Here is a 24,872-nt window from a genome sequence, read left to right on the forward strand (position 1 = left end):
ATGGCGCGGGCGATGGGCAAGCAGAACACTATCTGCAGGGCATTGCGGTCTTATGGAGAAAAAATATGACCTGGATGAGTTCGTTGGGCCGTGAGCGCAACACAACCGCAGGAGCATAACCTGCATGGTTGGGAATATGAATTTAATCTCAAGCAAAGCTACCCAAAACGCGAACAGATAAACCAGTATCGCGAGAGCGACCTGGCGTTTATTCAGCGCCTGCTGGCTGAAGTCGGCATATTCTATTATTTCACCCTGCAGGAAGAGGCGCAGAGCGAAGTGGTGAATTTCGCCGATGCGCAGCGCACGTTGATATTTGGTAAGACACTCCCCGTCAACAGCCCGTCGGGAATGAGCGACAGCGGGGCGGAGTCCGTATGGGGCTGCGAGGCGGAGAGTGAACAGCGCAGGGAGGATCTTTATTAATGGCATCAGTTCTTACATTGATTAGTGCGAGCCAGGTAGCGCCGGAAGCGCTGGCCGCACAGACCCAGCAGCGTTTGCTGCTGTGGGAAAACTGGCTGCAGCCGGTCACGACCGAGCAACCAACGGGCGATGATCCCGGCTATGACGATGATTTCCAGTTGATGCGCGAAGAAGTGAATAAGCTATCCGGCGCCAATACCGATCTGATTTGTCAGCTTGCGGAAAAGCTGCTGACCACCGTCACCCAGGATATCCGCGTCGCCTCATACTACGCCTGGGCCCGCCTGCTCCGCGATGGCGAAGCGGGTCTGGCTGATGGGCTGGAATTACTGGCTGGATTAATGCAGCGTTTTGGCGTGAGTCTACACCCGCAGCGGGATCGCAGCAGGAGAGCTGCCCTTGACTGGCTGGCGAGCCAGCGCATGCTCGACAGCCTGTCGTTATACCCGGAGGTATGCAACAGCGATGCGCTACGTATCACCGGCGCGTTGCTGATCATGGAGCAGACGCAAGAAGGGGCGGTCCCCGGCGCGTTGTGCGCCGCCCTCGAAACCCGGTTAATGAAATCCGGCGGGCCAGAAGCTGTGGTCCCGCAGAATATCAGCGATGCGCCGCTAGCGGCGGTGGGGGGCAGCGCGCCAGTGCTCAGCGGTATCACCTCTGGTCAGGAGCTGCTGACGCAGGCGCGGGTGCTGGCAAAGTATCTCAGCGACCAGCCGGATGGCTGGCTCTCTGCCCATCACCTGATAAAGAGCATTCGCCATGATACGCTGCATCAGTTGCCGCCGTTACTGGCGGACGGCAGAACTCGTATTGATCCGCCAAAACCGGACCAGCGGGCGCTGCTGAAAAGGCTGTATCTCCAACAGAGCTGGATGGAATTACTCGAGCAGGCCAGCGAGATGTTTTCCCGCGGCGCAAACCATCTGTGGCTGGATCTGCAGTGGTATGTTCACCAGGCGCTGTTGAAATCCGGGCGCGACGCGCAGGCCGCTATTATTCAGCATGATCTGCAAGGACTGCTGGCACGTTTGATCGGCCTGGAAGGGTTGGCGTTTAACGATGGTACGCCGTTTGCCGATGAGGTGACGCTGAACTGGATACAGCAACAGGTGCTGGATAATGCAACCATCTGGCTGGACGACACCGCTTCCCGCGCCGTCACCGCTTCCGGCGACGACAACATCCTTCAGTTAGAGCCGGAGGCGCTGGCTCTGGTCGACAGCGATGGCGCTGAGGCGGCGCTGACCTGGCTGCAACATCGTCCGGGTATCACCACCCCCAGAAGCCGCTGGTTACTGCGATTATTGATGGCGCGGATTGCCGAGCAGAGCGGGAAAAACGAACTGGCGCAACATCTGCTGGCGGAACTGGACGTGCTGGCAGCCACGCTGTCACTGGCGCAATGGGAACCGGAACTACTGTTTGAAGTCCGAGCGCGTCATCTGCGGCTGTTGCGCGGTAAGGCCGGACGCAGCGAAACGGAAAGAGCTCGTCTGCAGTCGCAGATGGACCGTTTGCTGGCGGACCTGATTGCTATTGACCCCGCCCGCGCGGCGGTGCTGTGCGTTTAAACGCCTGATGATCGTCATGGACGAGTAACGGATAACATACGATCGATGATTTAACCTTGTGCTATTTCGATGCTGGATCTCGACAAAGCCGGTACGCCGGATCCCTACGTAGAGCGTCTGTTTGAAGGGGTTGCTTTTTCCATGGAGCGCTTGCGGGAAAAGATTGATGACGACCTGCCTGAGCTTACCGAAGGGCTGGTTAGCATGCTGTGGCCGCACTATCTGCGCACCATTCCGTGGCTATCGGTGGTGGCGCTGACGCCGGAACTACCGACGATGAAGATGGCGGAAACGGTGCCTGCCGGGCTGGAGATATATTCCCGCCCGTTGGGGCCGAAAAATACCGTCTGCTGCGCCGCCTGCGCAGAGCGTGGGGCCGCGTGAGGTACCGTTTATCGACAAGGATCGGCTGGACCACGCGGCGTGGGGCTATGACTTTGCCCACACCGGCATCGTGGCGCAGCTGGGTTCGCCGCAGATGCTGGATTTTTACGATAATAGCGTCCTGCCGGGCCTGCGAGTAAAACAATTATTGAACTTAATATCGGCGAAATAATTAATACACGCACGAACGGATATGAAATAACTGCTGAGAATATTTATCGTGGCCAATATTCATTGACCGCTACAAATATCATCATCAGTTATATATGGAGGTTCATCTATTAGCATAAATACAAGCATTTAATTACGCCATTTATTAATAAGTCATCACTTTGTATTTGTAAGGACACATCAATGATAAAGCATATCCGTATTTTGCCCGGCGGGCTGGCGGTGCTGGCCGCCGTTTTTCTCTGCCTGCTGACGGCCTGCCGCGATCACAGTCGCGACGGCATGAGCGGCGCTGATATAAACGTCTTAAACCACGGTCCGGATGCCATTGTTTCGGTGCAGGTGAACGGCTACGGCGGGCCTGGAGCCAATTCCTACGGCGGCGGCGGCGGCTTCTGCTGTGTGATGGTGCCCAACGACTGGCGGCCGGGGCTGACGGCAAAAATCACCTGGACTTCCGACCCTAACTCCTGGATGAAAATAAGCGATATGCCTGACAACTATTCACAATACTATCAGCGCCATGGACCGATCACCGTTCCCATTGAGCGCTGGGAGAAGGGACAGGCCTGTGGCTTTGAAGTGCATATTTTTCCCTGCGATAAGGTAAGAATTGTTCGTTCTTGTCACGATCGCTCATCTCCGGAATATCCGATACATCGTGCGCCCGATGAGGATGAAAAAGCGAAAAAAATATTATTTGACCATGTTAAGGAGAACATCGTATGTCCGACACCGCAGACTCCACGCTGAATGCCCTGAAGGCGCTTATTGCGGCTTTTCAGACCGGTGCCACTCCGGTCGCAGTCAAAACCTCCACCGCAGAAGCGGCCAGCCTACCGCCAAAGTTTCCCGGGCCGGATGACAAAAAGCCCGCGGATAACTCCACGCAGCAGAAAACCGAATACAACGAGCGCGGCCGCCTGCCAGCGAGCAGAACGCAGACCGAAGGCAACTACGCCAGGCAGTACCTGGAGGGGTATGTTAAAGAGTCCGATCATCCCTCGGACAAAAAAACGGAGCCGGGCTGCCCGGCCAGCCTGCATATCAGCCTGTTCTTTGACGGTACCTGCTGTAACGAAGAAGATGGTGATGAAGTCTACGGCTCGCGAAACCCGCCGCTGACCAATATCGGCCGACTCTACCATGCGGCAAACTGGTTAGATAAGGCGGAGAATGATGGTTACTTTTGTTACTATTTTCCCGGCTGCGGGGCGCGCTTTCCGGAGATTGGCGAAGAGCACTACTCGCTGGACGGCGAGCTGTTTGCCAACGGCGGTGAGGACCGTATCAACCAGGCGCTGCTTAAAACCTACAGCAGCATTTGCTATGCGGTGAAAAAGGAAAGGATCGAGGACAGCGAACTGGATACCTTTCGGCCTCAGATGGCCACCGTCTGGCCCTTCTCGCGGCTGACCCAGAAGTTCAACCGTAAAAGCGCGCTTGACAAATTCTGCGACGACCATCTGGGGGGCGTGGTCAACCAGTGGCCGCGGCAGCCGACGCGGCTGTATATGCAGCGCTCGCAGCGGCGCATCGCCAAAATCAAGCTGTTCGTCTACGGCTACTGCCGGGGGGCCGCCACCGCCCGCGCCTTCGACCGCGGGCTGGAGTCGCTGCTCGATGACGCTAAAATGCCGCTCGATGCGACAAATATGCTGCCGGCGGGGACGGTGGTTCCGGGGGGACCCACGCTGCTGGGCATCCCCATCAGTATCGAGTTTATGGGACTGCTGGATTCGGTCTCTGCGGTTGGTGTGCCGCATATCCTGCCGTCGGCCACCGGTCATCTGGGCTGGGCGGCCAACAGCCTGCGGCTACCGACCACCAAAGGTTTTTTAAAAAGCTGCTACCACTTTGTCGCCGGCCACGAGCAGCACGGCGACCTGCCGCTGGACTCTATCCGCGGTCCGGACGGGAAATACCCGGCGGGAGCGGTGGAGGTGGTCTACCCCGGGATGCATGCCGATGTCGGTGGCGACTGTAAGCCTGCGGAGCTCGGCAAGGTGCAGACCGACGCCCGCAGCCTGTTGTCAAAGATCGTGCTGCATGATATGTATGCCGCCGCCTTCGATGCCGGGGCGCCGCTGAGCGTACCTGAAGAAGTATTACCCGGTGGGGCTCAGGACAAAAAATATCGGGTAATGCAAGGCTACGTTGCTGATTATTTCAAAATCTCCGAACAGGCGATCGCCCTGTTTAACGCCTGGCAGCAGGCCGGGGCGCAGCAGGCGGGGGCGAAGACCGAAACGCCGGCCGTCAACGAGGCGGAGGTGGTGGCCATCGCCGTGGCTCAGGGCCGGGATCCGGTCGCCGCGCTGAAGGCGGCTCACGACAAGGCGGATAGCGATAAGGCGAAAGCTGCGGCCGCCGCCGCGAAGCCGCCGGAGAACGGTCCGCTGGGCAAACTGCCGGATCCGGTGTATGTGCCGCTGAAGGCCAAAGCGCTGGAGGTGATGCTGGCGGACCAGCTGAGCTGGATCACCGCCTGGCGCACCGAGCGCTTTGCCAGCCCGCAATACGCCGATAAGTATTATCAGCGTAAGCCTTTTTATCAGCAGGCGCTGAATGAGCAGACCGGCGCGCTGCCGTCGGCGACGGCGCCCGCGGAAAGCGAAGGGCCGCGAGAAGTGCCGTTTATCGATAAGGATCGGCTGGACCGCGCGGCGTGGGGTTATGACTTTGCCCATACCGGTATCGTGGCGCTGCTGGGCCAGGTGCTGCTGGATGTGATCCCCACCACGCAAACCGACCAGCTTGGCGGTCCGCTGGTGGCGGCGCAGGAGTCGGAATATATCCAGATCAAGAAAAGCGGCGATGCCCGGCGGGCGGCGCTGATGGGCTCGCCGACGATGCTGGATTTTTACGATAACTACGTGCATGACACGCTGGCCAAATATAATCATGATCCGCTGCATTCCTCGTTTTCCCACGGTTATTTTGCGTCGCGGACGATTTACGATAACGATGACGATACGTGGGATTCGGTGAAACAATTTGGCCAGCGGGTAAAAGCGATTATTGATATTAATGTTGGCGATATATTAGTGCAGGCGCGAACGGATATGAAAGATCTGAATACGGTATCGGGCGTGCTGGGGAAAATATATCGGGATATAAAAAGCGAGGCTTTTAAAATACTGCTTCCCTGACACTTTAATTACCATATTACTATGGACGGCGTCGTAAAAATAAAAATCTGAAATTACGTCATCTCTTAATAATTCATTACTTTATTTTATTTTTGTAAGGATACATCAATGATAAAGCATACCCGTATTTTGTCCACAGGGCTGGCGGTACTGGTCGCCGTTTTTCTCTGTCTATTGACGGCCTGCCGCGATCACAGTCATACGGCATGAGCGGCGCTGATATAGCCGTATTAAACCACGGACCTGATGCCATCGTTTCGGTGCAGGTTGATGGCTACGGAGGGCCCAGGGCGAATCCCTACGGTGGCGGTGGCGGATTCTGCTGCGTGATGGTGCCTGATGTCTGGCGCCCGGGACTGACGGCAAAAATCACCTGGACCTCCGATCCTAATGCCTGGATGAAATCGAGTGAGATGCCCGATGATTATGAGACTCACTATCAGAAACATGGGCCGATTACTGTCCCCATTGAACGCTGGGAGAAGGGGCAGGCGTGCGGTTTTGATGTGCATATTTTCCCCTGCGATAAGGTGCGGATAGTCCGTTCCTGCTACGGTCGCGCAGATCCGAAATACCCGATACTTCCTCATCCTGATGAGGATAAAAAAGCAGATAACGTTATTTTCAAACATATCAAGGAGGAGATCGTATGTCCGACACCGCAGACTCCACGCTGAATGCCCTGGCTGGGCGCCCATTTGGATGTACGGCTACAGCTGTATGTGGCCCGCCATTTATTACCGGCTGCGCAACGCTCTTGCCAACCCAAAAACGCGGCGCGGTTAGGGCAGACCGCGGTACTGCGCCCGCTTAACGCGCAATACCCTGCTACTGACATTATCACCATTCATCTGGGGCGTTATCAGCGCGTCCGAAAAATATTCACCGAAGGGAGAACGATGAAGATGGCAACTATCGCTGGTAAAAATTGCGCCACATTGCTGCCCATCACTCTCACTGCAGCCTTAACCGGCTGCGGCCTGACGCAGAGCGTAAAAGATGGAGCCGTCTCAGTGACCTACGCTATTTTTTATAAACAGATCAAAACGCTGCATTTGGATATTCGGGCCTGGGAAGGGGTGAACCACAATGCGCAAGGGGCGTCATTGGCAACCGTAGTGCGAATTTACCAACTCAAAGAGCGCAAAGCGTTTGACGCCAGCGATTATCCCTCGCTATTTGCTGACGATAGCCGGGCAATACCAAGCGATTGGCTGGCCCAAAAAGATATCCGTCTACACCCGGGGGAATCCGTGGCGCTGGATATGCCGCTGGAGACGGCGGCGCAATACGTCGCGGTGGCGGGGATGTTTATCGCGCCGGATCGGGTCAAGGACAGCTGGCGGTTAGTGTTGACCCGCGACGACCTCGACCCCGACAAGCCGCGTATTATCGAAGCCGGTCACAACCGGCTGACGCTGCAACCGTTAAAAGGTAACTAAAATGCCGCGCCCCTCACTTTACGACACCCTGTTTGGTAATTTCTCCGGCGGTCTCGAGCTGCATCAGATCGGTGAAGAAAATCAGGTCATTTTATCGGTGCTTGATAATATGCAGCGTATCCTCAACTGCCGGGCTGGCACGCTGGCGCATCTTCCGGATTACGGTCTGCCGGATATGACAAAAATTCTCCAGGGGATGCCGGGTAGCGCGCACCAGTTAATGACCACGCTGTCCGCGGTACTGCTCAAATACGAACCGCGGCTGAACAGCCTCCGTGTGGAGATGCTCGAACAGACACAGCCAGGCGAACTGCGTTATGCCATCGACGCGGAACTGAAGGAAATTGGTCTGGTACGCTATGGCACGGAATTTATGCCTGAAGGCAGGGTTCTCCTTCGCCATCTGAAACAGCAACAGTATCTGAATGCCCGCACCGCTATTTAGCCCTCACTCTGGTTACCCCTATGACAACTTATCCTAAGCGTCACCTGATTACCGGCGGCGACCCGCGCACGCTGGCAGACTACGCAAAGCTGCGTGAAGAAATGCACAAACTCAGCCACCCGGCGCGCCCCGACGTTGACTGGCTATACGCAGAACGGCTTTGCCTGTCATTATTTGACCGTAACGGCGTAGAGCTGCAGACCGCGGCTTGGTATACGCTTGCCCGTACGCAGTTAACCGGCTTATGCGGGCTGAATGAAGGACTGGCTATCCTGGAAACGCTGATTACCCGTCAGTGGGGGAGCCTTTGGCCACAGCCGGTACACGCGCGGATGGAAATCCTTAGCGGTTTGGGTAAACGGCTACTGCAAGCGCTGCGTACGCTGACGCTAGCCTATGTCGATCTTAGTTTGATTTATGAGGCGGAAGTGCATCTGAAAGCGCTGGATGCTGCGCTGCAGCGTCTGGAATTAAAGCACGCCAGTCAGTTTGATGCGTTGCTCAATTTGATGCATAACGCGGCTGTACGGCTGGAGAATAGCGATGGCGTGACCAGCGCTGATACCCTACCGCACGTAGTCACGATGGAGAACGCGTCCACCCATTTGGATGAGCGGGTTGAGCGAACAAAGTGGGTTTATATTGCGCCGCCGGAAACGCTGCCAAACGTGCAAGTCGGCAATGAGCGTCAGAACTCTGAAAAACGATGGCGACCTTTTATGGCCGGTATGCTGACGATGCTGGTGCTGACCGCAGCGGCAGGGTGGGGGTGGCAGGCGATGAATCAACCAGATCCGGAACAGCAGCAATTCGCTCTCAGTCTGGCGCCATTGCCGACGGTACTTTCGCCAGATCAGTTACGCTCCTTTTCTCTGCACGCACCGTCAGCAGACAGTGGGATAAAGCAGACCCGGCAGCAGCTTACACATCTGGCTCAACTCAAACCTAATTGGGCCATCGACTATAGCGATCAACTGGTACAACAGGCACTGGCGCTATGGCCGGAGCAGGCGAAAACATTGTCCTCGCAGTGGCGGCAGCAGATCATAGCTGCCGCGCTGCCAGCGGAAAACCTCACCGGGTGGTATCAGGGAATGCAGCAACTGCAGCAATTAACTCAGCGTCTGAATGCCCTGGATGAGCAGAAGGGAAAATACCTGACGGTCAGTGAACTGAAATCCGCGGTGTTCGCCATTACTCAGTCTCTTAATCGAACCGTTCCGGCTGAAGAACAGTTACGCCAACTATCGGCGATGACAGAAGGGCAAATCAGCCGCGCCGCGCAGCAGCAACAAGCGGAACAGCACCTGCAGCAGCTGATAGTCTCTTATGCACTAGTAAAAAATAAAACCGTGGAATAGCTTCGCGCAAGGAGTAAGGGCTGGGGGGCATATCGTACCGTAGCGACTCCAGCCCTGGAAAAGGCGCTTACCGCTGCAACACCTCGGCAAATTTAGCAAGCCACTGCGGGTGGGCGGGCCAGGCGGGAGCAGTAACCAGATTGCCATCAACGTGCGCCTGGTCGATACCGATATCGGCGTAATGTCCGCCACTGAGGCGAACTTCGGGAGCGCAAGCTGGATAAGCGCTGCAGGTACGGCCTTTAAGAATGCCGGCGGCCGCGAGAAGCTGTGGGCCGTGGCAGACGGCGGCAATCGGTTTACGCGCAGCGTCAAAAGCCTGTACCAGCTTAATCACCTGCTCATTCAGGCGCAGATATTCTGGCGCACGGCCGCCGGGGATGAGCAGTGCGTCGTAGTCTTGCTCATTGGCGCTATCGAAGTCAGCGTTCAGTACGAAGCGATGACCGGGTTTTTCGCTATAGGTTTGTGCGCCGTCAAAATCATGAATCGCCGTCATAATATAGTCGCCTTTGTTTTTATCCGGGCAGACAGCATCGACCTGATGGCCAATCATCTGTAATGCCTGAAACGGGACCATGGTTTCGTAATCTTCAGCGTAATCACCCACCAGCATTAAAATTTTCTTGCCCATTGCAACAGATCCTTGATGAATAATGATGCCTAAGGTATAGCCTGGTAAAATGAATAATGCCAATGGTTAATGCATGAATAAGAATGAAAGCAGCAATGTCGATAAAATATAGACCTGATGTATCGGATCAAGAGAAATAAATTTAACGCATGAATTAAATTCCGCACCAGGGAAGTTTACATTAAAAAGAAATGACGCCTGAATATTGCGTTTTGCTTTTTTTGTTGACGGGGAGGGTGTATTTGTTAATATCGGCTGGCTCTTTTTATTGGCGTGCGAATCTTTGGGATATATTCTTTATCTTATGTGTGTATTGTCTTTTTTACATGCGAGAATATATTCGGATATTTCGAATTGTTGAACGGCGCCAGGTGTTAAAAATGCCTTTTGTTATTGGCGGCATAGTGTAAACCTATTAATTAAATTAATATGTTGCGATGAGTAAGCATAATGGAGTATGAATGAATAAAATTCACCGTCTGACATTGATTGGTATTATAATTAACTTAGCCATGTTTCTTTTGGTGCTCAATGAGGTCAACTCGCTTTCAGATTATTATGGCTACGATCGAACGCTGCGTTTGATTAAAGATTTGGTCACAATTGTACTTCCCCTTGCTATAGTTGTTCAGGTGGTAAGCGTTTTTTTATTACCGAAAGCCCCGCGTGTTGGTATTGTGTTTGCTTATATCGGTGGGATTGCTATGGTGCCGATTGGTTTGTTGTTTTTAATCGGTTATATTTTTAGCTACGAAAGATACTGCAATGCAAACCTTGATGTTTATAACCCTGAAGCAGAGGTTGATATATCTAAGCCTGAAGATAAAAACTATAAATTAACATGCGATACATCCCGATTTGCGCCTACTGGTGCTATTGCTTTATGCATGGGAGTTATTGTGCTGGTGATGGGCGTGGGAATTGGCTATTTATTTGTCGCAGTAGGCATTCTCAATATCTGGAATGGGGTACGCCTCAAGGAGAGCGTTATGATTGGTCTTTCTGGTGATAAATTGATAGTTAAACCAAAATTGTACTCAGATACTTTTATCGTACCGCTGAATGAAATCGTATTAACAGGAAAAGGTGTTACTAATGACACTGTCTCCCTAAAATTCTTACGTACAGGCCGGGCGTTTAGCGTGCGGAAGAAAATGCTGGCAGGTGAGAATATTGATGAATCACTCGAATATATTATTTCAAAAATCCCCACCGCCTGATTGGTTCTCACCAAAGTGAATATAAAACGGCACCTTTGAGGTGCCGTTTAGTCTTTTCTGGCGATATCAAAGGGTTGTGTTAATCCACGTTAGTAAAGTAATCGCGAGCGACGGCTTCCACACGCTTTGCTTCCAGGCCGGTCTTTTCGCTGATCCCGGCGATAAACGGCTTGAACTGCTCGGCCATCACGTGACCGCCGTCCCAATGAGCAACGTAGTAACGGCACTGATAGCGATAAAAGTGGAGGGTCTTTTCTCCTAACGTGTAATACATGACATTCTCCTGTCCAGTGTGTCGGGTTGCGTCCGCAGAAGCTGATGGGGCGTTACCACAATAATCAGGTATTTGATTATATCCTGCTCCCAAATGTGGGAAATTTCCAGCAGGCAATAGGCAAGCGGAGCACATTTTCTTCTGGTTGCGATCGATGCCATTTGCGGTTGAATATTGATCACACATAATGTATTTAATTAGACGAATTGTATTAAATCCTGGTTACTCATTGAACAACAAGGTGAAACAATGACTCTACAACTTCCCGATTATCGCGACGTGGCAGCGGCCGCCCGGCGGATTGCCGGTTACGCCAACTCTACTCCTGTGATGACCTCCCGGACCCTGGATGAGCAATACTCAGCGCAGCTGTTTTTAAAGTGTGAAAATTATCAGCGCATGGGGGCATTTAAATTCCGCGGCGCGATGAACGCGTTGCAACAGTTTAGCCCAACGCAAAAACGGGCCGGGGTAGTGGCGTTTTCTTCTGGTAATCACGCGCAGGCCATTGCACTAGCGGCTAAACTACTGGACATTCCGGCGACTATCGTCATGCCACACGATGCGCCTGTGGCTAAAGTCGCCGCCACTCGGGGCTACGGTGGTAAAGTCGTTTTTTATGACCGCTACACGGAGGATCGCGAGCAGATCGGTCGCGATCTGGCGCAACAGAATGGGTTAACCCTTATCCCTCCTTACGATCATCCGCACGTGATTGCCGGGCAGGGGACGGCGGCGAAAGAGCTAATAGAAGAGGTCGGTCCGCTGGATGCGCTATTTGTCTGCCTCGGCGGTGGTGGGCTGTTGTCAGGCTCGGCGCTGGCGACGCGTCATCTGTCTCCAGGGTGTAAAATCTATGGCGTAGAGCCAGAAGCTGGCAACGACGGCCAGCAATCTTTTCGTTGCGGCAGCATTGTGCATATTGAGACGCCGAAAACCATCGCCGACGGCGCGCAGACCCAGCATCTTGGGCAATATACTTTTCCGCTAATACAGCAACACGTCGACGATATCCTGACCGTGAGTGACGATGAATTGGTCGCAGCGATGAAATTTCTCGCCGAGCGGATGAAAATGGTGGTCGAACCGACCGGCTGTCTGGGCTTCGCTGCCGCACGGAGCGCCATGGCGCATCTGCGGGGTAAAAAAGTCGGCATTATTATCAGCGGCGGTAATGTGGATATGAGTCGTTACAGCGCTTTATTGGCCACCGGGAACGAATTATGAGTAGCGAGATGTCGCCCTTGTTGGCACAGCTTGATCTCATCGCCCAGGGGTTAAGCGAAACCTTCGCGCCGTTTTGTGAAGTGGTCGTCCATGACCTGACGCATCCTCAACAGGCCATTTTATCAATCCACAATAATCTCTCCGGCAGAGAGGTTGGTCAGCCGGCGACCGAGATGGGGTTAGCGCGGATTGCCAGCGCCGAGTTCCCGGCCGTCGTTGCCAACTATGCCAATCAGTTTGCTGACGGACGTGCGGTGAAAAGTACCTCCATCGGTATTAAGGGCGATAACGGTGAATATGTTGCCGCCCTCTGTCTTAACGTCGATATGACGTTGTTTCGCGGTATGCAGAGCGCGTTGGCGCGCTTTACCGCCACGGAAAGCGCCACGGTGGTTGAACATCTTGAACCGGGCGGCGCAGCGGCCATTCGCCAACGAATTGATGCATTCGCCGCCGCGCGGGCGACAACAGCCAGGGCGCTGAGTGCGGCGGATCGTAAAACGGTGATTCGACAATTGCGTAAAGAGGGGCTATTGGATCTGCGCAAATCAATGGAAATGGTCGCGCAGCATCTCGGCATTTCGCGGGCGACCGCCTATTTATACGCCCGACAGGAGAGATAAGCGTAGCGGCCGCGCGGAGCTGCAGCCGCTATTCCATCAAGGGATTACTGAAGCCCGGTCAGTTCGTCGGTGGTTAACGCCAGCTTTTGCACGCTGCCGCTTTCTGCTGAAGCAACAGCGGCTTCCAGCACCGCCATCACCGCCAGCGCCTGTAGCGGCGGCACCGGGTTGGCGATTTTGCCCTGCAGGGCATCGCGAACCTGAATATAGTACTGACGCTGATCGCCTTTCGGCGTGGCGAGCGTGTGCGCCTGCAGGCTGGCGTCGAACAGCGTCATGCTGTCGTCATCCTGGCCCCAGCTTTCGCTCCCTGGGATGACCCCAGCCAGCAGCTGGCTCTCTTGCTGGTCTGCTTTCAGTTTAACGAGGCTGCCGCTATCGCCGTGGACCGTGAAGCGCGAGACGCCGCCGGCCACCAGCATGCTACAGTGCAAAACCACTTTGTGCTGCGGATAATTCAGCACCACGTGCGCCCAATCGTTGATCTCCGCGCCCTGTCGGAGGGTAGCGATATTGCCTTGTACCGATTGCGGCAGGCCGAAAAGTTGTAGCGTCTGGTCGATCAGGTGCGGGCCGATGTCAAACCACAGGCCGCTGCCCGGCACGTTTTGCTCGCGCCAGCGAACGCGTACTTCCGGGCGGAAGCGGTCGATATGCGACTCGAAATGCTTAACCTTGCCGATCAGCCCCTGCTCGATGGCCTGCTTAACGCCGAGATAATCGCTATCCCAACGGCGATTGTGGAAGACTGAAAGCAGTCGTTGCTTTTCGTCCGCCAGCGCGATCAGCTCGCGCGCTTCCTGGATATCGAGAGTGAAGGGCTTATCCACCACCACGTGCTTACCGGCGTTCAACGCCAGTCGAGCCAGTGGGGCGTGGGTGGCGTTCGGCGAAGCGAGTACCACCAGATCGACATCCGGATGCTGAATGGCCTCTTCCGGAGAAGCGATTACCGTGACATCTGGCAGGTCCTGCTTCACTTTGGCTTCGTCGCGGGAGGCGACGACGGCAAGCTTTAACCCCTCGACCGAGTTAATGAGCGGCGCGTGAAACGTTTTGCCGACAAATCCATAGCCGATCAGCGCAATGTTAATAGGTTTACCTGCGCCGGTGATAACTTTATGCATGACTTTCTCCACGTTATTCAGCGTCAGCAATGCTGACCTGCATTGAATTGTCTTCGCCAAGCGCGTGCCATGGCTTGTCGAGGAACAGACGATCGATGTGTTTCAGTTCGGCGACCAGGTATGGTTCGCAGCGATTAAGTTTCAGATGGTCAGCCACCAGCCAGTGCTCGACGCTGGCTGCCAGCATCGCGCGCTTTACCTCCGCATCCGCTTCCTGGCTGGCGCTAAGCCCTTGTTGCGCATGGATCGCGCAGGCGCCGAGAATGGCGATATCCGCGCGGTAACGAGAAAGCAGCGCCAGCGTGGCGCTACCGGCAAACAGCCGCTGCCGCATATCCCATTTTCCGCCAAGTAAAACCAACTCGATATCGGGCCGTTCGCTAAATAGTTGGGCAATATCCAGCGAAGGGGTGATGACCGTCAGCGGTCCTTTTAGATGAGCGGCGACGGCCAGTACCGTGCTGCCGGCGTCTAAAAATAGCGTTGATCCTGGAGGAATCTCACGGGCGACCAGCGCGCCGAGGCGTTGCTTAGTCTCGGGCAGCAGCGCATTGCGCGCCTGACGATTCATAGCTGGAAGATCGAGAGCGATAGCGCCGCCATGGTTTTTCTGTACCAGTCCGCGTTTTTCCAGGTCACTAAGATCGCGGCGAACGGTATCGGGCGAGACCTGCAATCGTTCGACCAGTTCGCTGATACTAATTTGACCGTTTTCGCTCAGTAGTTCGAGTAAAAACTGTTGTCGGGCGGTTTTATGCATAATCGCTGTTCCTGCAAAAGACTGCAATAAACCGCATAATACAGCATGAAGTGAGAATGTGAATCGCAAAAAGCAGCAAAAAATGCGTTGCCAGCTAAAAGGGGGGATTGTGCATCGCTTTTTGGGAAGGGGGACCGGCTCAGCGCAGACTACAGAGCGTTAAGCCGGTCTATTTAAAGGTACTCCGCTCAGCGCATTACCCAGTGCTGATTACCGACTTGTTCGTAGCGGCGCGTCGGCGGCTGCCAGTCTTTATCGCGAAACGGCGAGGGTAGTTCATCGTTATTGGCTTCGCGCAGAAGATGTCGGCGAGACGGATCGGTTTTCGGGATCGCCGCAATTAACTTCTGCGTATAGGGGTGTTGCGGATTGGCGAAAATTGCCTGCCGCGGGCCAATTTCGACGATTTCGCCGAGATACATGACCGCTACCCGGTGACTGATGCGTTCAATCACCGCCATATCATGAGAGATGAACAGAAAGGCGATTTTCATCGTTCGTTGCAGTTCGATAATCAGGTTGACCACCTGCGCTTTGACCGACACATCCAGCGCCGACACCGACTCGTCGGCGATAATCACCTTGGGATTCATCGCCAGCGCGCGGGCAATGCAGATGCGCTGGCGCTGACCACCGGAAAATTCATGCGGATAGCGGTTAAGCACCGCGACGCTGAGTCCCACTTTCTCAATCAATTCATGGGCGCGCGCCAGCGCCAGCTGGCGTGTGGCGAGGCCATTTTCCAGCAGTGGTTCAATCAACGTTTCCTGGATTTTCAGCCGTGGATTCAGGCTGGCGAACGGATCCTGAAAAATCATCTGGATATCCTGACGCATCCGTTTTTGCTGTTGGCGCCCGGCTTGCAGGACGTCATAGCCATTAAGGCGAACATGGCCGGATTGCGCCTGGACCAGGCGAATGAGACTGCGACCGGTGGTCGATTTACCGCAGCCGGATTCGCCCACCAGCGATAGCGTTTCGCCGGGCCATAGGTCAAAGCTAACGTTTTCTACGGCGTGGATATGCCCGGCTAACTGATTAAAAAAGCCTTTTTTAACCGGAAAACGGGTGACCAGATTTTTGACCGATAATACCGGCTCGTTGCTGGTCAGGCTGAGGTCAGGCTCTGGCGAGTAACGACGGATTTCCCCGGTTTGCAGGTTCACCGATGGGAACTTACAGGGGGTCGAGCTTATATCCATTTCACCTGCCGCGGGTACCGAGGCCAGCAGCGTACGGGTATAGGGCTGCTGCGGGGTGGCGAATAGCGTCGGCGTACGCTCGCATTCGATGGCATCGCCGCGAAACATCACCAGCGTATCGTCGGCGGTTTCCGCGACCACGCCCATATCATGGGTAATAAACAGCACCGCGGTATTGTTTTCTGCCTGTAGGGTTTTAATCAGATCGAGGATTTGCCCCTGGATAGTGACGTCCAGCGCGGTCGTGGGTTCATCGGCGATCAGCAGTTTCGGCTTCAGGGCCAGCGCCATCGCGATCATCGCACGCTGGCGCATACCGCCGGAAAACTGATGCGGATATTCATCGAAACGTTGCGCGGCATGCGGAATGCGGACTTTTTCCAGCAGGGCGATGGCCTCCTGCTTCGCCTGGCGCGCCGATAAGCCCTGATGGCGGATAAAAACTTCCGCTATCTGATTGCCGATGGTAAATGCCGGGTTAAGACTGGTCATCGGCTCCTGAAAAATCATCGCCACCTCGGCGCCGCGCACGCGACGCATCTCCTCTTCATGAAGGTCGAGCAGGGATTTGCCGCCGAGCAGCACCTGTCCCTCGGTACGGCTATGCCGGGCAGAAAGCAGACGCATAATGGCCATCGCCGTCACGCTTTTACCCGAGCCGGATTCGCCGACGATCGCCAGCGTCTTACCTGGATAGAGGCTAAAACAGATATTACGCACCACTTTCTGCCAGCTATCGCCGTGGCGGAATGCGACGCTCAGATTGTCGACGGCCAGCACTGGCGCAGGCGTTTCACGGTTCATGAGTCAGCACTCCCCGGCAAAGGGCGCGCGAGCGGAAACCCGCACCAGTGGGGTGAATTCGAGATCACGCTTAAATGGCCAGGTCGGTGTCAGCATCCGCAGACGCGCCACCCGTTCAATATCCTGATCGACCACCCCTTCCGAGAGCGCCATCAGGTTCGGATTGGCCAACGGCGCCAGCTCCGGCGATAAATAGCCGGATTTGACCACCAGGATTTTCACCTGCCGCGGGTTGAGCCCCAACGCGCTAAAGTCAGCGATATCGTGATACGGGCGTCGGCGGTCGGCTACCACCACGGTAACACCACCTGTCTGTAGCACCGCCTGATTGGCCGGGCGCTGCGGATCCGCCGCCAGCAGACCGGTGACGGTAAAACGCGCGCTCGCGCTGACGCCCGCCGGATCGAGGCTGGCGCCGATAGTCAACTGCAGTTCTGCGCCAATGCCGGCCTCAAAGGCCGCACGCGTCGCCGGCGCGTCGGTAATGCCGGCCACCAGGGTATTTTGCGCCTGCTGGCGTAGCAGCTCGGCGAGCACATCGCCGCGATCGCCGACGCCGCCGCCGGTTGGATTATCGCCAGAATCCGCCAGGATAACCGGGCCCGTGGCGCTGGCGATGGCCTGAGCGACGCATTCGGCGACGCTGCCCGTCCGACAGCCGAAAACAAAATCTTCCCGCGCGTCCCAATAGGCCTGCGCCAGTTTTGCGGCCTGTTGCTCCAGTACCGCGCGATCGGTGCCGGTAAAAATGGCCGCGGCGGTGGCGCGCGGTTCATCGGCCCACACGTAGCCGACCATTAATGAGCTATCGAGTACGCCGTCGATCTGGTCGCTGTGCGGCAACATGGCGTACAGGCTTTTTGCCGGTTCATCTTCCGTACTGGTTCGCTCGCCAGGCAGTAATACCGGGATAGGGGCCCACACTATGCCCGGGCGCACGCCGCTTTGCAGACTATTCACCAGCATACTGACCGAACGGCGCATGGTCTCTTCGATATCGATATGCGGCGCGGTGCGATAGGTTGAGTAGATATCGATGGCGTCGATGATGCGCTGGGTCACGTTACCGTGAAGATCGTAGCTGACGGCAATCGGGCAGTCATCGCCGACGCAGGCGCGGGCGGCGGTGATCCAGTCGCCTTCAGCGTCTTCCATACCTTCAACGTACATTGCGCCGTGCATCGCAAGGTACAGGCCGTCGATCGGCAGTTGCGCCTGCAGCCGGCTTAAGAATTCGGCCTTGAACTGCTCATAGGTCTCTCGCGCCACCGGGCCTCCGGGAATCGCCCGGGTGTGCAGCGTCGGCAGAAATGTCGCCGGATAATCGCGTAAAAACTGAAAGTGAGGCGCTTCCAGCAGGGCTTCGCCCTTGACGGTGCGAAACTCCGCTTCATGAGTCAGGACCGGATTAAACGTGCTGCATTCAATATGTATTCCGCCAACGGCAATGCGCATAAGGACCTCGAAATTATCCTGGAAAGAGAACGTGAGTCAGTGCGACGCTCGCCGCGGCGAGCGCCCAGCTGTCCTGAGCCAGCGGACGATAGATAAGCGGCGTTTTTCCCGCCATCCCCGGCAGCAGGTTGGTTTCAATGGCTTGTTGCATCACGGTATTCAGTAAACCGTTAAAGCTTTCCGGCTGGTGGGCAAGCATGATCGCCGCCGGATCGTGAGTCTGGATCTGATGTGAAATGGCTAACCCTAAGGCATCGCCGGCCCGATGCAGGATCTGGATGGCGGCGCTGTGGCCCTTACGCGCCATGGCTTCCAGTTCATCCAGTTGGTCAGTGTCGATACCGGCCATACGCGCCTGTTCAAAGATGGCGGTGAGAGACGCAATGGTGTCGAGACAGCCACGCTTCCCGCAGCGACAAGGCGTGCCCGCTGGTACGATGGTGCAGTGGGCTATTTCTCCCGCGCCGCCGTGGGCGCCGCGCCAGATTCGGTTACAGATGACCGCCGCGCTGCCGATGCCGCTGCCGTGAGAAATCACCACTGCGCTCTCCAGCTTGCGTAGATGGCCAAAAGTTTTCTCCCAGTTCGCCAGCGCCCGGGTGTCGTTTTCAATCAATACCGGGATCCCGCCGGTCGCGCGGCTTAACAGTTCAGCTAGCGGTACCTGATGCCAGCCCAGCAGCGCCGACTGTACGCAGACCGATTGCGCGGCGTCGACAAAGGCAGACAGAGCAAAACCGATGCCGACCAGCCGTTGGCGCTCGATAAGCGTATCGTTTAACAAACTGCGGATTTCATCCGCCAGTTGCTGGATTAAGGCGGGGATTTCAAGCAGCGGCGTGAGCAGCCGCTCGGCGATTTTCTCACCGCTGGCATTCATCAGTACCAACACCAGCTGATTATCAATCAGCGAGATGCCGATGGCGTAAGCGGCGTCCGGCGCCAGCGAAAGGGTGACGGAGGGGCGCCCTTGGCCGCCGGAAGCGGCCATATCGCTCTCCTCTAGCAGCCCATCGGCCAGCATCTCTTTTACCAGTGCGCCAATGGCCGCTTTACTCATACCCGTCAGGCGGGCGAGGTCTGCGCGGCTGGCGCCTTCCTCGCTACAGACCAGATGAATCAATTGTTGGTGGAGTTTGTTCAGCATAGTTACTCAGCCATAACGCTTTTTTCTGAACATAATCGCGGGCTGGCGCTTTAGCAACCAGTTTATTTTCAAAAATAACTAAACCATCACATATAAGTTAAATTTATTACCTAATTAAGCGTTAATCATGGCTAATATCACATTTATGGGACTCTGTTTTGGGTAAAAAGAAAACCTAATCGCAACATAACAGCCACAACTGGCGACATAACAGACAGGTAGGGGTTAACGGATGAAGGCAATTATGAATAAATATCGACTTGCCATTCTGGCAGGCTTACTGGCAACCGGCGGGGCGACGGCGCTGCAGGCAGCGACGCTGAACGTGATGCAAAACGAACCTCCGCGTAGCATGGATCCGGGCGACCAAACCGCGACCTTTACCGATACCGTTTTAAAACCGATGTATGAAGGTCTGGTGGATTTGTCGCCGGATTTCAAAATCGCCCCGGCGCTGGCCACCGCCTGGAAGGTCAGCGATGACGGTAAAGTCTGGACTTTTACCCTGCGTAAAAACGTCACTTTCCATGACGGCTCGCCGTTCAATGCCGATGCGGTCGTCGCCAATATTGAACGACATATCGACCCGAAAGGCGGACTGGCAGCCAGTTCGCGGATGCGCAACGTGATCGCTTCCGTGAAGAAGCTCGATGATGACAACGTCGAGATTACGCTGAAAAAGGTCTATCCCTCTTTCCTCAATCTGTTGACCGGCGGCTCGGCGAAGATGGTGAGCCCCACGGCGGCGAAAGCCGGCACCATTGGCCGTAAAGCGGACGGTACCGGCCCATATATGCTGCAGGAGTATAAAACCGGTGAATATGTGCTGGAGAAGAAAAACCCGAAATACTGGGGCGAGAATCACGGCCCGGATGAGATTAAGTGGACCTGGAGCGCGGAGCCGTCGGTGATGAACATGGCGCTGCTTTCCGGCCAGGTCGATGTGATTAACCCGGTACCGCCGCAGTTTGGTCTGCAGTTGAAAAGCAACCCGCAGGTGAAGCTGGAGCAGGGGCAGGGAGCGTCGGTATTCTGGGTAGCGCTCAACGTTGAGCAAAAGCCGCTGAATGATGTCCGCGTGCGTCAGGCGCTGAACCTGGCGACCGACAAAGAAGCGCTGCTGAAGGCGGTGATGTTTGGTTTTGCTTCTGCCGCCAACTCGCCGCTGGCGCCGGTGAACGAAGGATATGATAAAACCCTCAACGACTATCCGTGGGATCTCGATAAAGCGAAAGCGCTATTAAAAGAGGCCGGGTACCCGCAGGGCTTTGAGATGAACATCGCCGTGCAGGGACCGGATGCGCGTACCGCGCAAATCCTGCAGGCGATGTGGGGCAAAGTTGGCGTGAAACTTAACATCCAGCAGATGGAGAGCGGCGTCTGGAGCAAAGCGGCGTTTGCCCCGGCGGCGGAAAAGTTGGCCAACCGTACCGATGCGGTGCTGGCCTCCTGGTCTTCCGGCCTTAATGGTTCTGATTTGCAACTGCGCCCGCTGTACTACTCACAGAGCGCCGCGCCGGCCGGGGCTAACCTTGGTTTCTACCGCAACCCGCAGGTAGATGAGCTGTTAGATAAAGCCGCGACCACCATGGATAACAACGCGCGTATCGCCGAATATGTGGCGGCGCAAAAGGCCATTATGCAGGACGCGCCGCATGTGATGCTCTATTTCCAGGACGATCTGTACGCCACCCGCGCCACCATTAAAGGCGTGCGGATGGAGCCGGGCGGCGAAATTATCGTAACCGAAGCGCAAAAACCGTAACGCTGGGGTCAGGGTGGAGTTGTTATGAAAGCTTATGTGATTAAAAAACTGCTTTCTTTGCCGCTGATCCTACTGGGCGCATCGCTGATTGTCTTTCTGGCGATCAGGATGCTCCCCGGTGACCCGGCCCGCCTGATGGCAGGGCCGCAGGCCACCCAGGATGATGTCAGCCGTATGCATACGCGCCTCGGCCTGGACGATCCGCTGGCGGTGCAGTATGGCCATTTCGTCAGCGGAATGCTGAAGGGGGATTTTGGCACCTCGCTGAAGTCCGGCCAGCCGGTCTCCACCGAAATGAGCGAGCGGGTTCCTTATACCTTAGGCCTGGCGCTGCTGGCGTGGATGATGGCGGTGATCCTCGGTATTCCCATGGGGATGTGCGCGGCCATTTACCGCAATCATGTTGCCGACCATGTGCTGATGCTGGTGGCGATTGCCGGCGCGTCGATAGCCAACTTCTGGCTGGCGCTGATCGCCATGGATACTTTTTCGGTGAAGCTGGGCTGGCTGCCTTTGCTGGGCGCGGATGGCTGGAAAAGCTATATCCTGCCGTCGGTCTGCCTGGGGATTTTCCCAATGGCGGTAATGTCGCGGATGACCCGCTCCAGTATGGTTGACGTGTTAGGCGAAGATTATATCCGCACCGCGCGGGCCAAAGGGCTGGCGCCGTTTCAGGTCTATTTTAAACATGCGCTGCGCAATGCGCTGATCCCCATCGTGACCATTATCGCGCTTAATTTCGGCAGCCTGATCGGCGGCGCGGTGGTGACCGAGTCGGTGTTTAACTGGCCGGGGATAGGCCGCTATCTGGTGGATTCGGTGCGCTATCGCGATTATCCCGTTATCCAGGGCGTGACGATGATTACGGTGGCAAGCGTGGTGGTGATGAACCTGGTTGGCGAGATGATTATCGCCAGAATCAACCCGAAAATAAGGTTTGACTGATATGTCGGAAATTTCACTCGCCAAATCGCGCAGCGGCGTACTCAGCGGCCTGCGTTGGGGGATGGAGCATCCCTCGCTGACCCTCGGCGGCATCATCGTCGCCTTAATCGTGGTATGCGCCATCTTCGCGCCATGGTTAAGCCACTACGATCCCTACGCGCAGGACCTGCTGAATATTCTCTCCGCGCCGTCGGCCGACCACTGGTTGGGCACCGATGACTATGGCCGCGATATCTTTTCCCGCACTATTTACGGCGCCAGGATCTCACTGATTGAAGTGGTGGTCAGCGTGGCGCTGTCGCTACTGATGGGGCTGCCTCTGGGCATCATCGCCGCGTTGTGCGGGAAAAGTGTCGATCACCTGATTATGTGGGTGATGGATGTCATTTTCGCTTTTCCCGGCATCGTGCTGGCTATCCTGCTGGTCAGCGTCCTCGGCGCAGGGTTGCTGAATATGCTGTTGGCGATCGCTATCTTCTCCGTGCCGGTTTACGCGCGCCTCAGCCGTAACCTGACCTTGGGTATCAAGAATATGGAGTACATGGAAGCGGCGCGGGCGCTGGGAATTGGCTATCGCCGACAGATAATCCACTACATTCTGCGTAATACCCTGGGGCCGATTACCGTGCAGGCGACATTGACCGGCGGCTCGGTGATCCTGGCCGCCGCTTCGCTCTCCTTCCTCGGCATGGGCGTGCAACCGCCGATGCCGGAGTGGGGAACGATGATGAGCGACGGGCGTAACTTCCTTGGCATCAGCCTGGGGATTTCGCTGTGGCCGGGGCTGGCTATTGTCTTTTCGGTATTAGGCTTCAACCTGCTGGGCGATGGCCTGCGTGACATCATGGACTCTCGCCTATGAGTAATAGCGTGCTGTGCCTGGATATTGGCGGAACCTTTATTAAAAGCGCTATCTCTCCGGCGCCTGGCCAGGTAGTAATGCCGCGTCAGCGGGCGATGCCGCTGACTTCCTGGCCGGCATTCATCGACGCCGTACAGGAGATTATCGCGCAATATGGCGATGCGATTAGCGGACAGAGTCCGTTGGCGCTCTCCTGCGCCGGAGTGGTGGATGTTGCCAACGATCGTATTCTGTCGAGCAACATTCCGCCGTTTGCCGGTATCGATATTATCCAATCCCTGCAGGCTGAGCTCGGGCGCCCGGTGGCGATGGCTAACGATGCTGACTGTTTTACCCTGGCCGAAGCGCGTTTCGGCGCGGCAAAAGATCTGCCGGTGGTGTTAGGGGTGATCCTCGGCAGCGGGATCGGCGGCGGGATTGCCATCAACGGCAAAATCCTCTACGGCAATCAGGGGATCGGCGCCGAGTGGGGGCACGGACCCATTACGCGCACTCATCTGCGGGGAGTTGAGTTGCCGCGGCTGCCCTGCGGCTGCGGACAGCAGGGGTGTCTTGACACCCTTGGCGGGGCAAAAGGGATGCAGCGGCTGCATCAACTGCTCAGCGGTCAGGCGCTAAGCAGTGTCGAGATCGTGACGCAGGGCATGGCCGGAGAAGAGATAGCGGCGTTCACCCTTGAAGTATGGCTTGATCTGGTGAGCGAACCGTTGGCACATGCGGTAAATATCCTCGGGCCGCATAAAATCGTCGCAGGCGGCGGGCTGGCGAGCGAAACGTCTCTGCTGGCGCGCCTTGATACCGCGTTGCGGGCAAAGATTCTGCTGAAGAGCGCTGAGCCACTACTGGTCGCCGGGCAATTTAGTCGCGAAGGGGGATTACTGGGGGCATCGGTGCTGGGCTGGGAAAAATTTTAGCCAGGAATGTGGCAAATCTGACGGAAGCTTCTAGGATTAGAGCCTATCCCAGTAGGCGTAATTGGCGCAGCCAGTTTGAACACGGACAGCGCGCAGAAACCGGAGCGTACACGTAGTACGTGAGGATTTCGAGCACTGCCCTGGTTCAAAATGGCAAGTAAAATAGCCCTAATGGGATAGGCTCTTAGTCTGCTTATAAAAATGGAGTAATAACCATGTGCACCAATTTACACGATAACGCCCGCCGCTATGCGGAAGAGAAAAAATGAACGCTTGCTGCTAATCCCGTCCTGTGCCCGCCCAGACGATGGCAAGGGTTACTACTGTGGATTAGCCGACGACTGATACGAACTAATAAGAACCCGCCAATGGCGGGTTCTCCCTTTATGACGGCCTGACCAACTTACTTGAGCATTTTGTTATAGACGTAAAAATCCGTATCACGTACGAAGCCGCTACGCTCGTATAACGCCTGCGCTTTAGTATTATCGGTTGCCGTGCTAAGCATAATAAATGCTGAATCACTCTCTTTTGCCAGCTGTTCGGCACGGGCAATCAACTGCTGCGCTACGCCGTGCTGGCGGGCAGACTCATCAACGTACAGATCGTAAAGCAGCCAGATGCGCTTCATTTCCAGCGAGCAGAACAGGGGATAGAGCTGGGTAAAGCCCACCGCTTTGCCGTCCACTTCTGCGAAGAAAATGACCGACTCATTCAGTTGCAGGCGCTTAAGGATGAACTCCCGCGCCTGAACGAGATTTTCTTCGACCTGATAGAAACGACGATAGGCGAGATACAGCGGCAGGACGGTATCGACATCCTGGGGCTGGGCTTGATAAATATTCATACTAAAACCTCATTAAAATTACGGATGTAATTGTAATACAAATATGATCAGCTGTCGCCAAAAGCGGTATGCTGCCTATTTGTTAGGCGATTGCGACGATTGCGGGAGGCG

General features: G+C 55.7%; 22 protein-coding genes and 4 pseudogenes. 18 read left to right on the top strand and 8 right to left on the bottom strand.

Features of this window, described 5'->3' with window-relative positions; genetic code table 11:
- Positions 1-108 precede the first annotated feature (108 nt).
- The 11 genes and pseudogenes from AC22LX_RS00575 to AC22LX_RS00625 form a co-directional block, all read left to right on the top strand.
- A pseudogene (locus AC22LX_RS00575) lies at positions 109-384 on the top strand (contractile injection system protein, VgrG/Pvc8 family); the annotation flags it as partial.
- Positions 385-425: 41 nt separating this feature from the next.
- Complete coding sequence (tssA, locus tag AC22LX_RS00580; protein WP_487333660.1) at positions 426-2,000, top strand: type VI secretion system protein TssA; 1,575 nt, start codon at positions 426-428, stop codon at positions 1,998-2,000.
- Between the two features lie 54 nt (positions 2,001-2,054).
- Positions 2,055-2,351: pseudogene (locus tag AC22LX_RS00585) on the top strand (type VI secretion system baseplate subunit TssF); the annotation flags it as partial.
- Between the two features lie 19 nt (positions 2,352-2,370).
- Positions 2,371-2,556: a hypothetical protein gene (locus AC22LX_RS00590; RefSeq protein ID WP_015705642.1), complete on the top strand. Its 186-nt coding sequence runs from the start codon at positions 2,371-2,373 to the stop codon at positions 2,554-2,556.
- Positions 2,557-2,738: 182 nt separating this feature from the next.
- On the top strand, positions 2,739-3,308 hold the full coding sequence (gene tli1a / locus AC22LX_RS00595) for a Tli1a family immunity protein (protein WP_047042468.1): 570 nt from the start codon (positions 2,739-2,741) through the stop codon (positions 3,306-3,308).
- Positions 3,281-5,707, top strand: coding sequence for a phospholipase effector Tle1 domain-containing protein (locus tag AC22LX_RS00600; protein WP_487333661.1), 2,427 nt, complete (start codon positions 3,281-3,283; stop codon positions 5,705-5,707). The genes tli1a (AC22LX_RS00595) and AC22LX_RS00600 overlap by 28 nt, the downstream gene beginning before the upstream one ends.
- A 108-nt stretch (positions 5,708-5,815) precedes the next feature.
- Positions 5,816-6,384 (top strand): annotated as a pseudogene (tli1a, locus tag AC22LX_RS00605) (Tli1a family immunity protein).
- 6 nt (positions 6,385-6,390) lie between these two features.
- Positions 6,391-6,632 (top strand): annotated as a pseudogene (locus AC22LX_RS00610) (type VI secretion system baseplate subunit TssG); the annotation flags it as partial.
- Positions 6,613-7,149 carry a type VI secretion system lipoprotein TssJ gene (gene tssJ / locus AC22LX_RS00615; protein WP_487333662.1) on the top strand — a complete coding sequence of 179 codons (537 nt, stop codon included), beginning with the start codon at positions 6,613-6,615 and terminating at the stop codon, positions 7,147-7,149. The pseudogene AC22LX_RS00610 and the gene tssJ, both read left to right, overlap by 20 nt.
- Before the next feature lies 1 nt (position 7,150).
- Positions 7,151-7,594: a type VI secretion system baseplate subunit TssE gene (gene tssE / locus AC22LX_RS00620; RefSeq protein WP_032708247.1), complete on the top strand. Its 444-nt coding sequence runs from the start codon at positions 7,151-7,153 to the stop codon at positions 7,592-7,594.
- A 20-nt stretch (positions 7,595-7,614) separates the two neighbouring features.
- Positions 7,615-8,955, top strand: coding sequence for a VasL domain-containing protein (locus tag AC22LX_RS00625; protein ID WP_045397512.1), 1,341 nt, complete (start codon positions 7,615-7,617; stop codon positions 8,953-8,955).
- Positions 8,956-9,022: 67 nt separating this feature from the next.
- On the opposite strand, the gene AC22LX_RS00630 is transcribed toward AC22LX_RS00625, so the two are convergent.
- The gene (locus tag AC22LX_RS00630; protein ID WP_045397511.1) at positions 9,023-9,589 is read right to left on the bottom strand and encodes a DJ-1/PfpI family protein; all 567 of its coding nucleotides are present in this window, start codon (positions 9,587-9,589) and stop codon (positions 9,023-9,025) included.
- Between the two features lie 461 nt (positions 9,590-10,050).
- Between AC22LX_RS00630 and AC22LX_RS00635 the strand changes: the two genes are divergently transcribed.
- Complete coding sequence (locus tag AC22LX_RS00635) at positions 10,051-10,809, top strand: hypothetical protein (protein WP_487333663.1); 759 nt, start codon at positions 10,051-10,053, stop codon at positions 10,807-10,809.
- A gap of 79 nt (positions 10,810-10,888) precedes the next feature.
- Here the strand turns inward: AC22LX_RS00635 and AC22LX_RS00640 are convergent, their stop codons facing one another.
- A complete protein-coding gene (locus tag AC22LX_RS00640) occupies positions 10,889-11,083 on the bottom strand; it encodes a hypothetical protein (protein ID WP_045397506.1) in 195 nt (64 codons plus the stop codon).
- 249 nt (positions 11,084-11,332) lie between these two features.
- Between AC22LX_RS00640 and AC22LX_RS00645 the strand changes: the two genes are divergently transcribed.
- Together AC22LX_RS00645 and AC22LX_RS00650 are read left to right on the top strand one after the other, a co-directional pair.
- Complete coding sequence (locus AC22LX_RS00645; protein ID WP_045397504.1) at positions 11,333-12,310, top strand: threo-3-hydroxy-L-aspartate ammonia-lyase; 978 nt, start codon at positions 11,333-11,335, stop codon at positions 12,308-12,310.
- The gene (locus AC22LX_RS00650; protein ID WP_213292486.1) at positions 12,307-12,933 is read left to right on the top strand and encodes a helix-turn-helix transcriptional regulator; all 627 of its coding nucleotides are present in this window, start codon (positions 12,307-12,309) and stop codon (positions 12,931-12,933) included. The genes AC22LX_RS00645 and AC22LX_RS00650 overlap by 4 nt, the downstream gene beginning before the upstream one ends.
- Positions 12,934-12,977: 44 nt before the next feature.
- Here the strand turns inward: AC22LX_RS00650 and AC22LX_RS00655 are convergent, their stop codons facing one another.
- The 5 genes from AC22LX_RS00655 to AC22LX_RS00675 all read right to left on the bottom strand — a co-directional run bounded on the left by AC22LX_RS00655 (position 12,978) and on the right by AC22LX_RS00675 (position 19,428).
- Entirely contained in the window at positions 12,978-14,060 is a 1,083-nt protein-coding gene (locus tag AC22LX_RS00655; protein ID WP_213292487.1) for an oxidoreductase, read from the bottom strand.
- A 13-nt stretch (positions 14,061-14,073) separates the two neighbouring features.
- The gene (locus tag AC22LX_RS00660) at positions 14,074-14,820 is read right to left on the bottom strand and encodes a DeoR/GlpR family DNA-binding transcription regulator (RefSeq protein WP_045397495.1); all 747 of its coding nucleotides are present in this window, start codon (positions 14,818-14,820) and stop codon (positions 14,074-14,076) included.
- Between the two features lie 188 nt (positions 14,821-15,008).
- Positions 15,009-16,826 carry an ABC transporter ATP-binding protein gene (locus AC22LX_RS00665; protein WP_487333664.1) on the bottom strand — a complete coding sequence of 606 codons (1,818 nt, stop codon included), beginning with the start codon at positions 16,824-16,826 and terminating at the stop codon, positions 15,009-15,011.
- A 3-nt stretch (positions 16,827-16,829) separates the two neighbouring features.
- Positions 16,830-18,281: a M81 family metallopeptidase gene (locus AC22LX_RS00670; protein ID WP_045397489.1), complete on the bottom strand. Its 1,452-nt coding sequence runs from the start codon at positions 18,279-18,281 to the stop codon at positions 16,830-16,832.
- A gap of 13 nt (positions 18,282-18,294) precedes the next feature.
- Positions 18,295-19,428, bottom strand: a complete 1,134-nt coding sequence (locus AC22LX_RS00675; RefSeq protein ID WP_213292490.1) for an ROK family transcriptional regulator — start codon at positions 19,426-19,428, stop codon at positions 18,295-18,297.
- 232 nt (positions 19,429-19,660) lie between these two features.
- Between AC22LX_RS00675 and AC22LX_RS00680 the strand changes: the two genes are divergently transcribed.
- From AC22LX_RS00680 to AC22LX_RS00695, 4 genes are read left to right on the top strand one after another with little or no spacing between them, the layout of a single operon-like run.
- On the top strand, positions 19,661-21,193 hold the full coding sequence (locus AC22LX_RS00680) for an ABC transporter substrate-binding protein (RefSeq protein WP_045397482.1): 1,533 nt from the start codon (positions 19,661-19,663) through the stop codon (positions 21,191-21,193).
- Positions 21,194-21,217: 24 nt separating this feature from the next.
- On the top strand, positions 21,218-22,138 hold the full coding sequence (locus AC22LX_RS00685; RefSeq protein ID WP_045397480.1) for an ABC transporter permease: 921 nt from the start codon (positions 21,218-21,220) through the stop codon (positions 22,136-22,138).
- A gap of 1 nt (position 22,139) precedes the next feature.
- On the top strand, positions 22,140-23,000 hold the full coding sequence (locus AC22LX_RS00690) for an ABC transporter permease (RefSeq protein ID WP_045397478.1): 861 nt from the start codon (positions 22,140-22,142) through the stop codon (positions 22,998-23,000).
- The gene (locus AC22LX_RS00695) at positions 22,997-23,914 is read left to right on the top strand and encodes an ROK family protein (RefSeq protein WP_045397475.1); all 918 of its coding nucleotides are present in this window, start codon (positions 22,997-22,999) and stop codon (positions 23,912-23,914) included. Before AC22LX_RS00690 ends, AC22LX_RS00695 begins: the two co-directional genes overlap by 4 nt.
- Before the next feature lie 403 nt (positions 23,915-24,317).
- Here AC22LX_RS00695 and AC22LX_RS00700 read toward each other — a convergent pair whose 3' ends face one another.
- Entirely contained in the window at positions 24,318-24,761 is a 444-nt protein-coding gene (locus tag AC22LX_RS00700; RefSeq protein ID WP_045397472.1) for a GNAT family N-acetyltransferase, read from the bottom strand.
- Between the last annotated feature and the right edge of the window lie 111 nt (positions 24,762-24,872).

The organism is Klebsiella sp. PK01 (assembly GCF_057624675.1).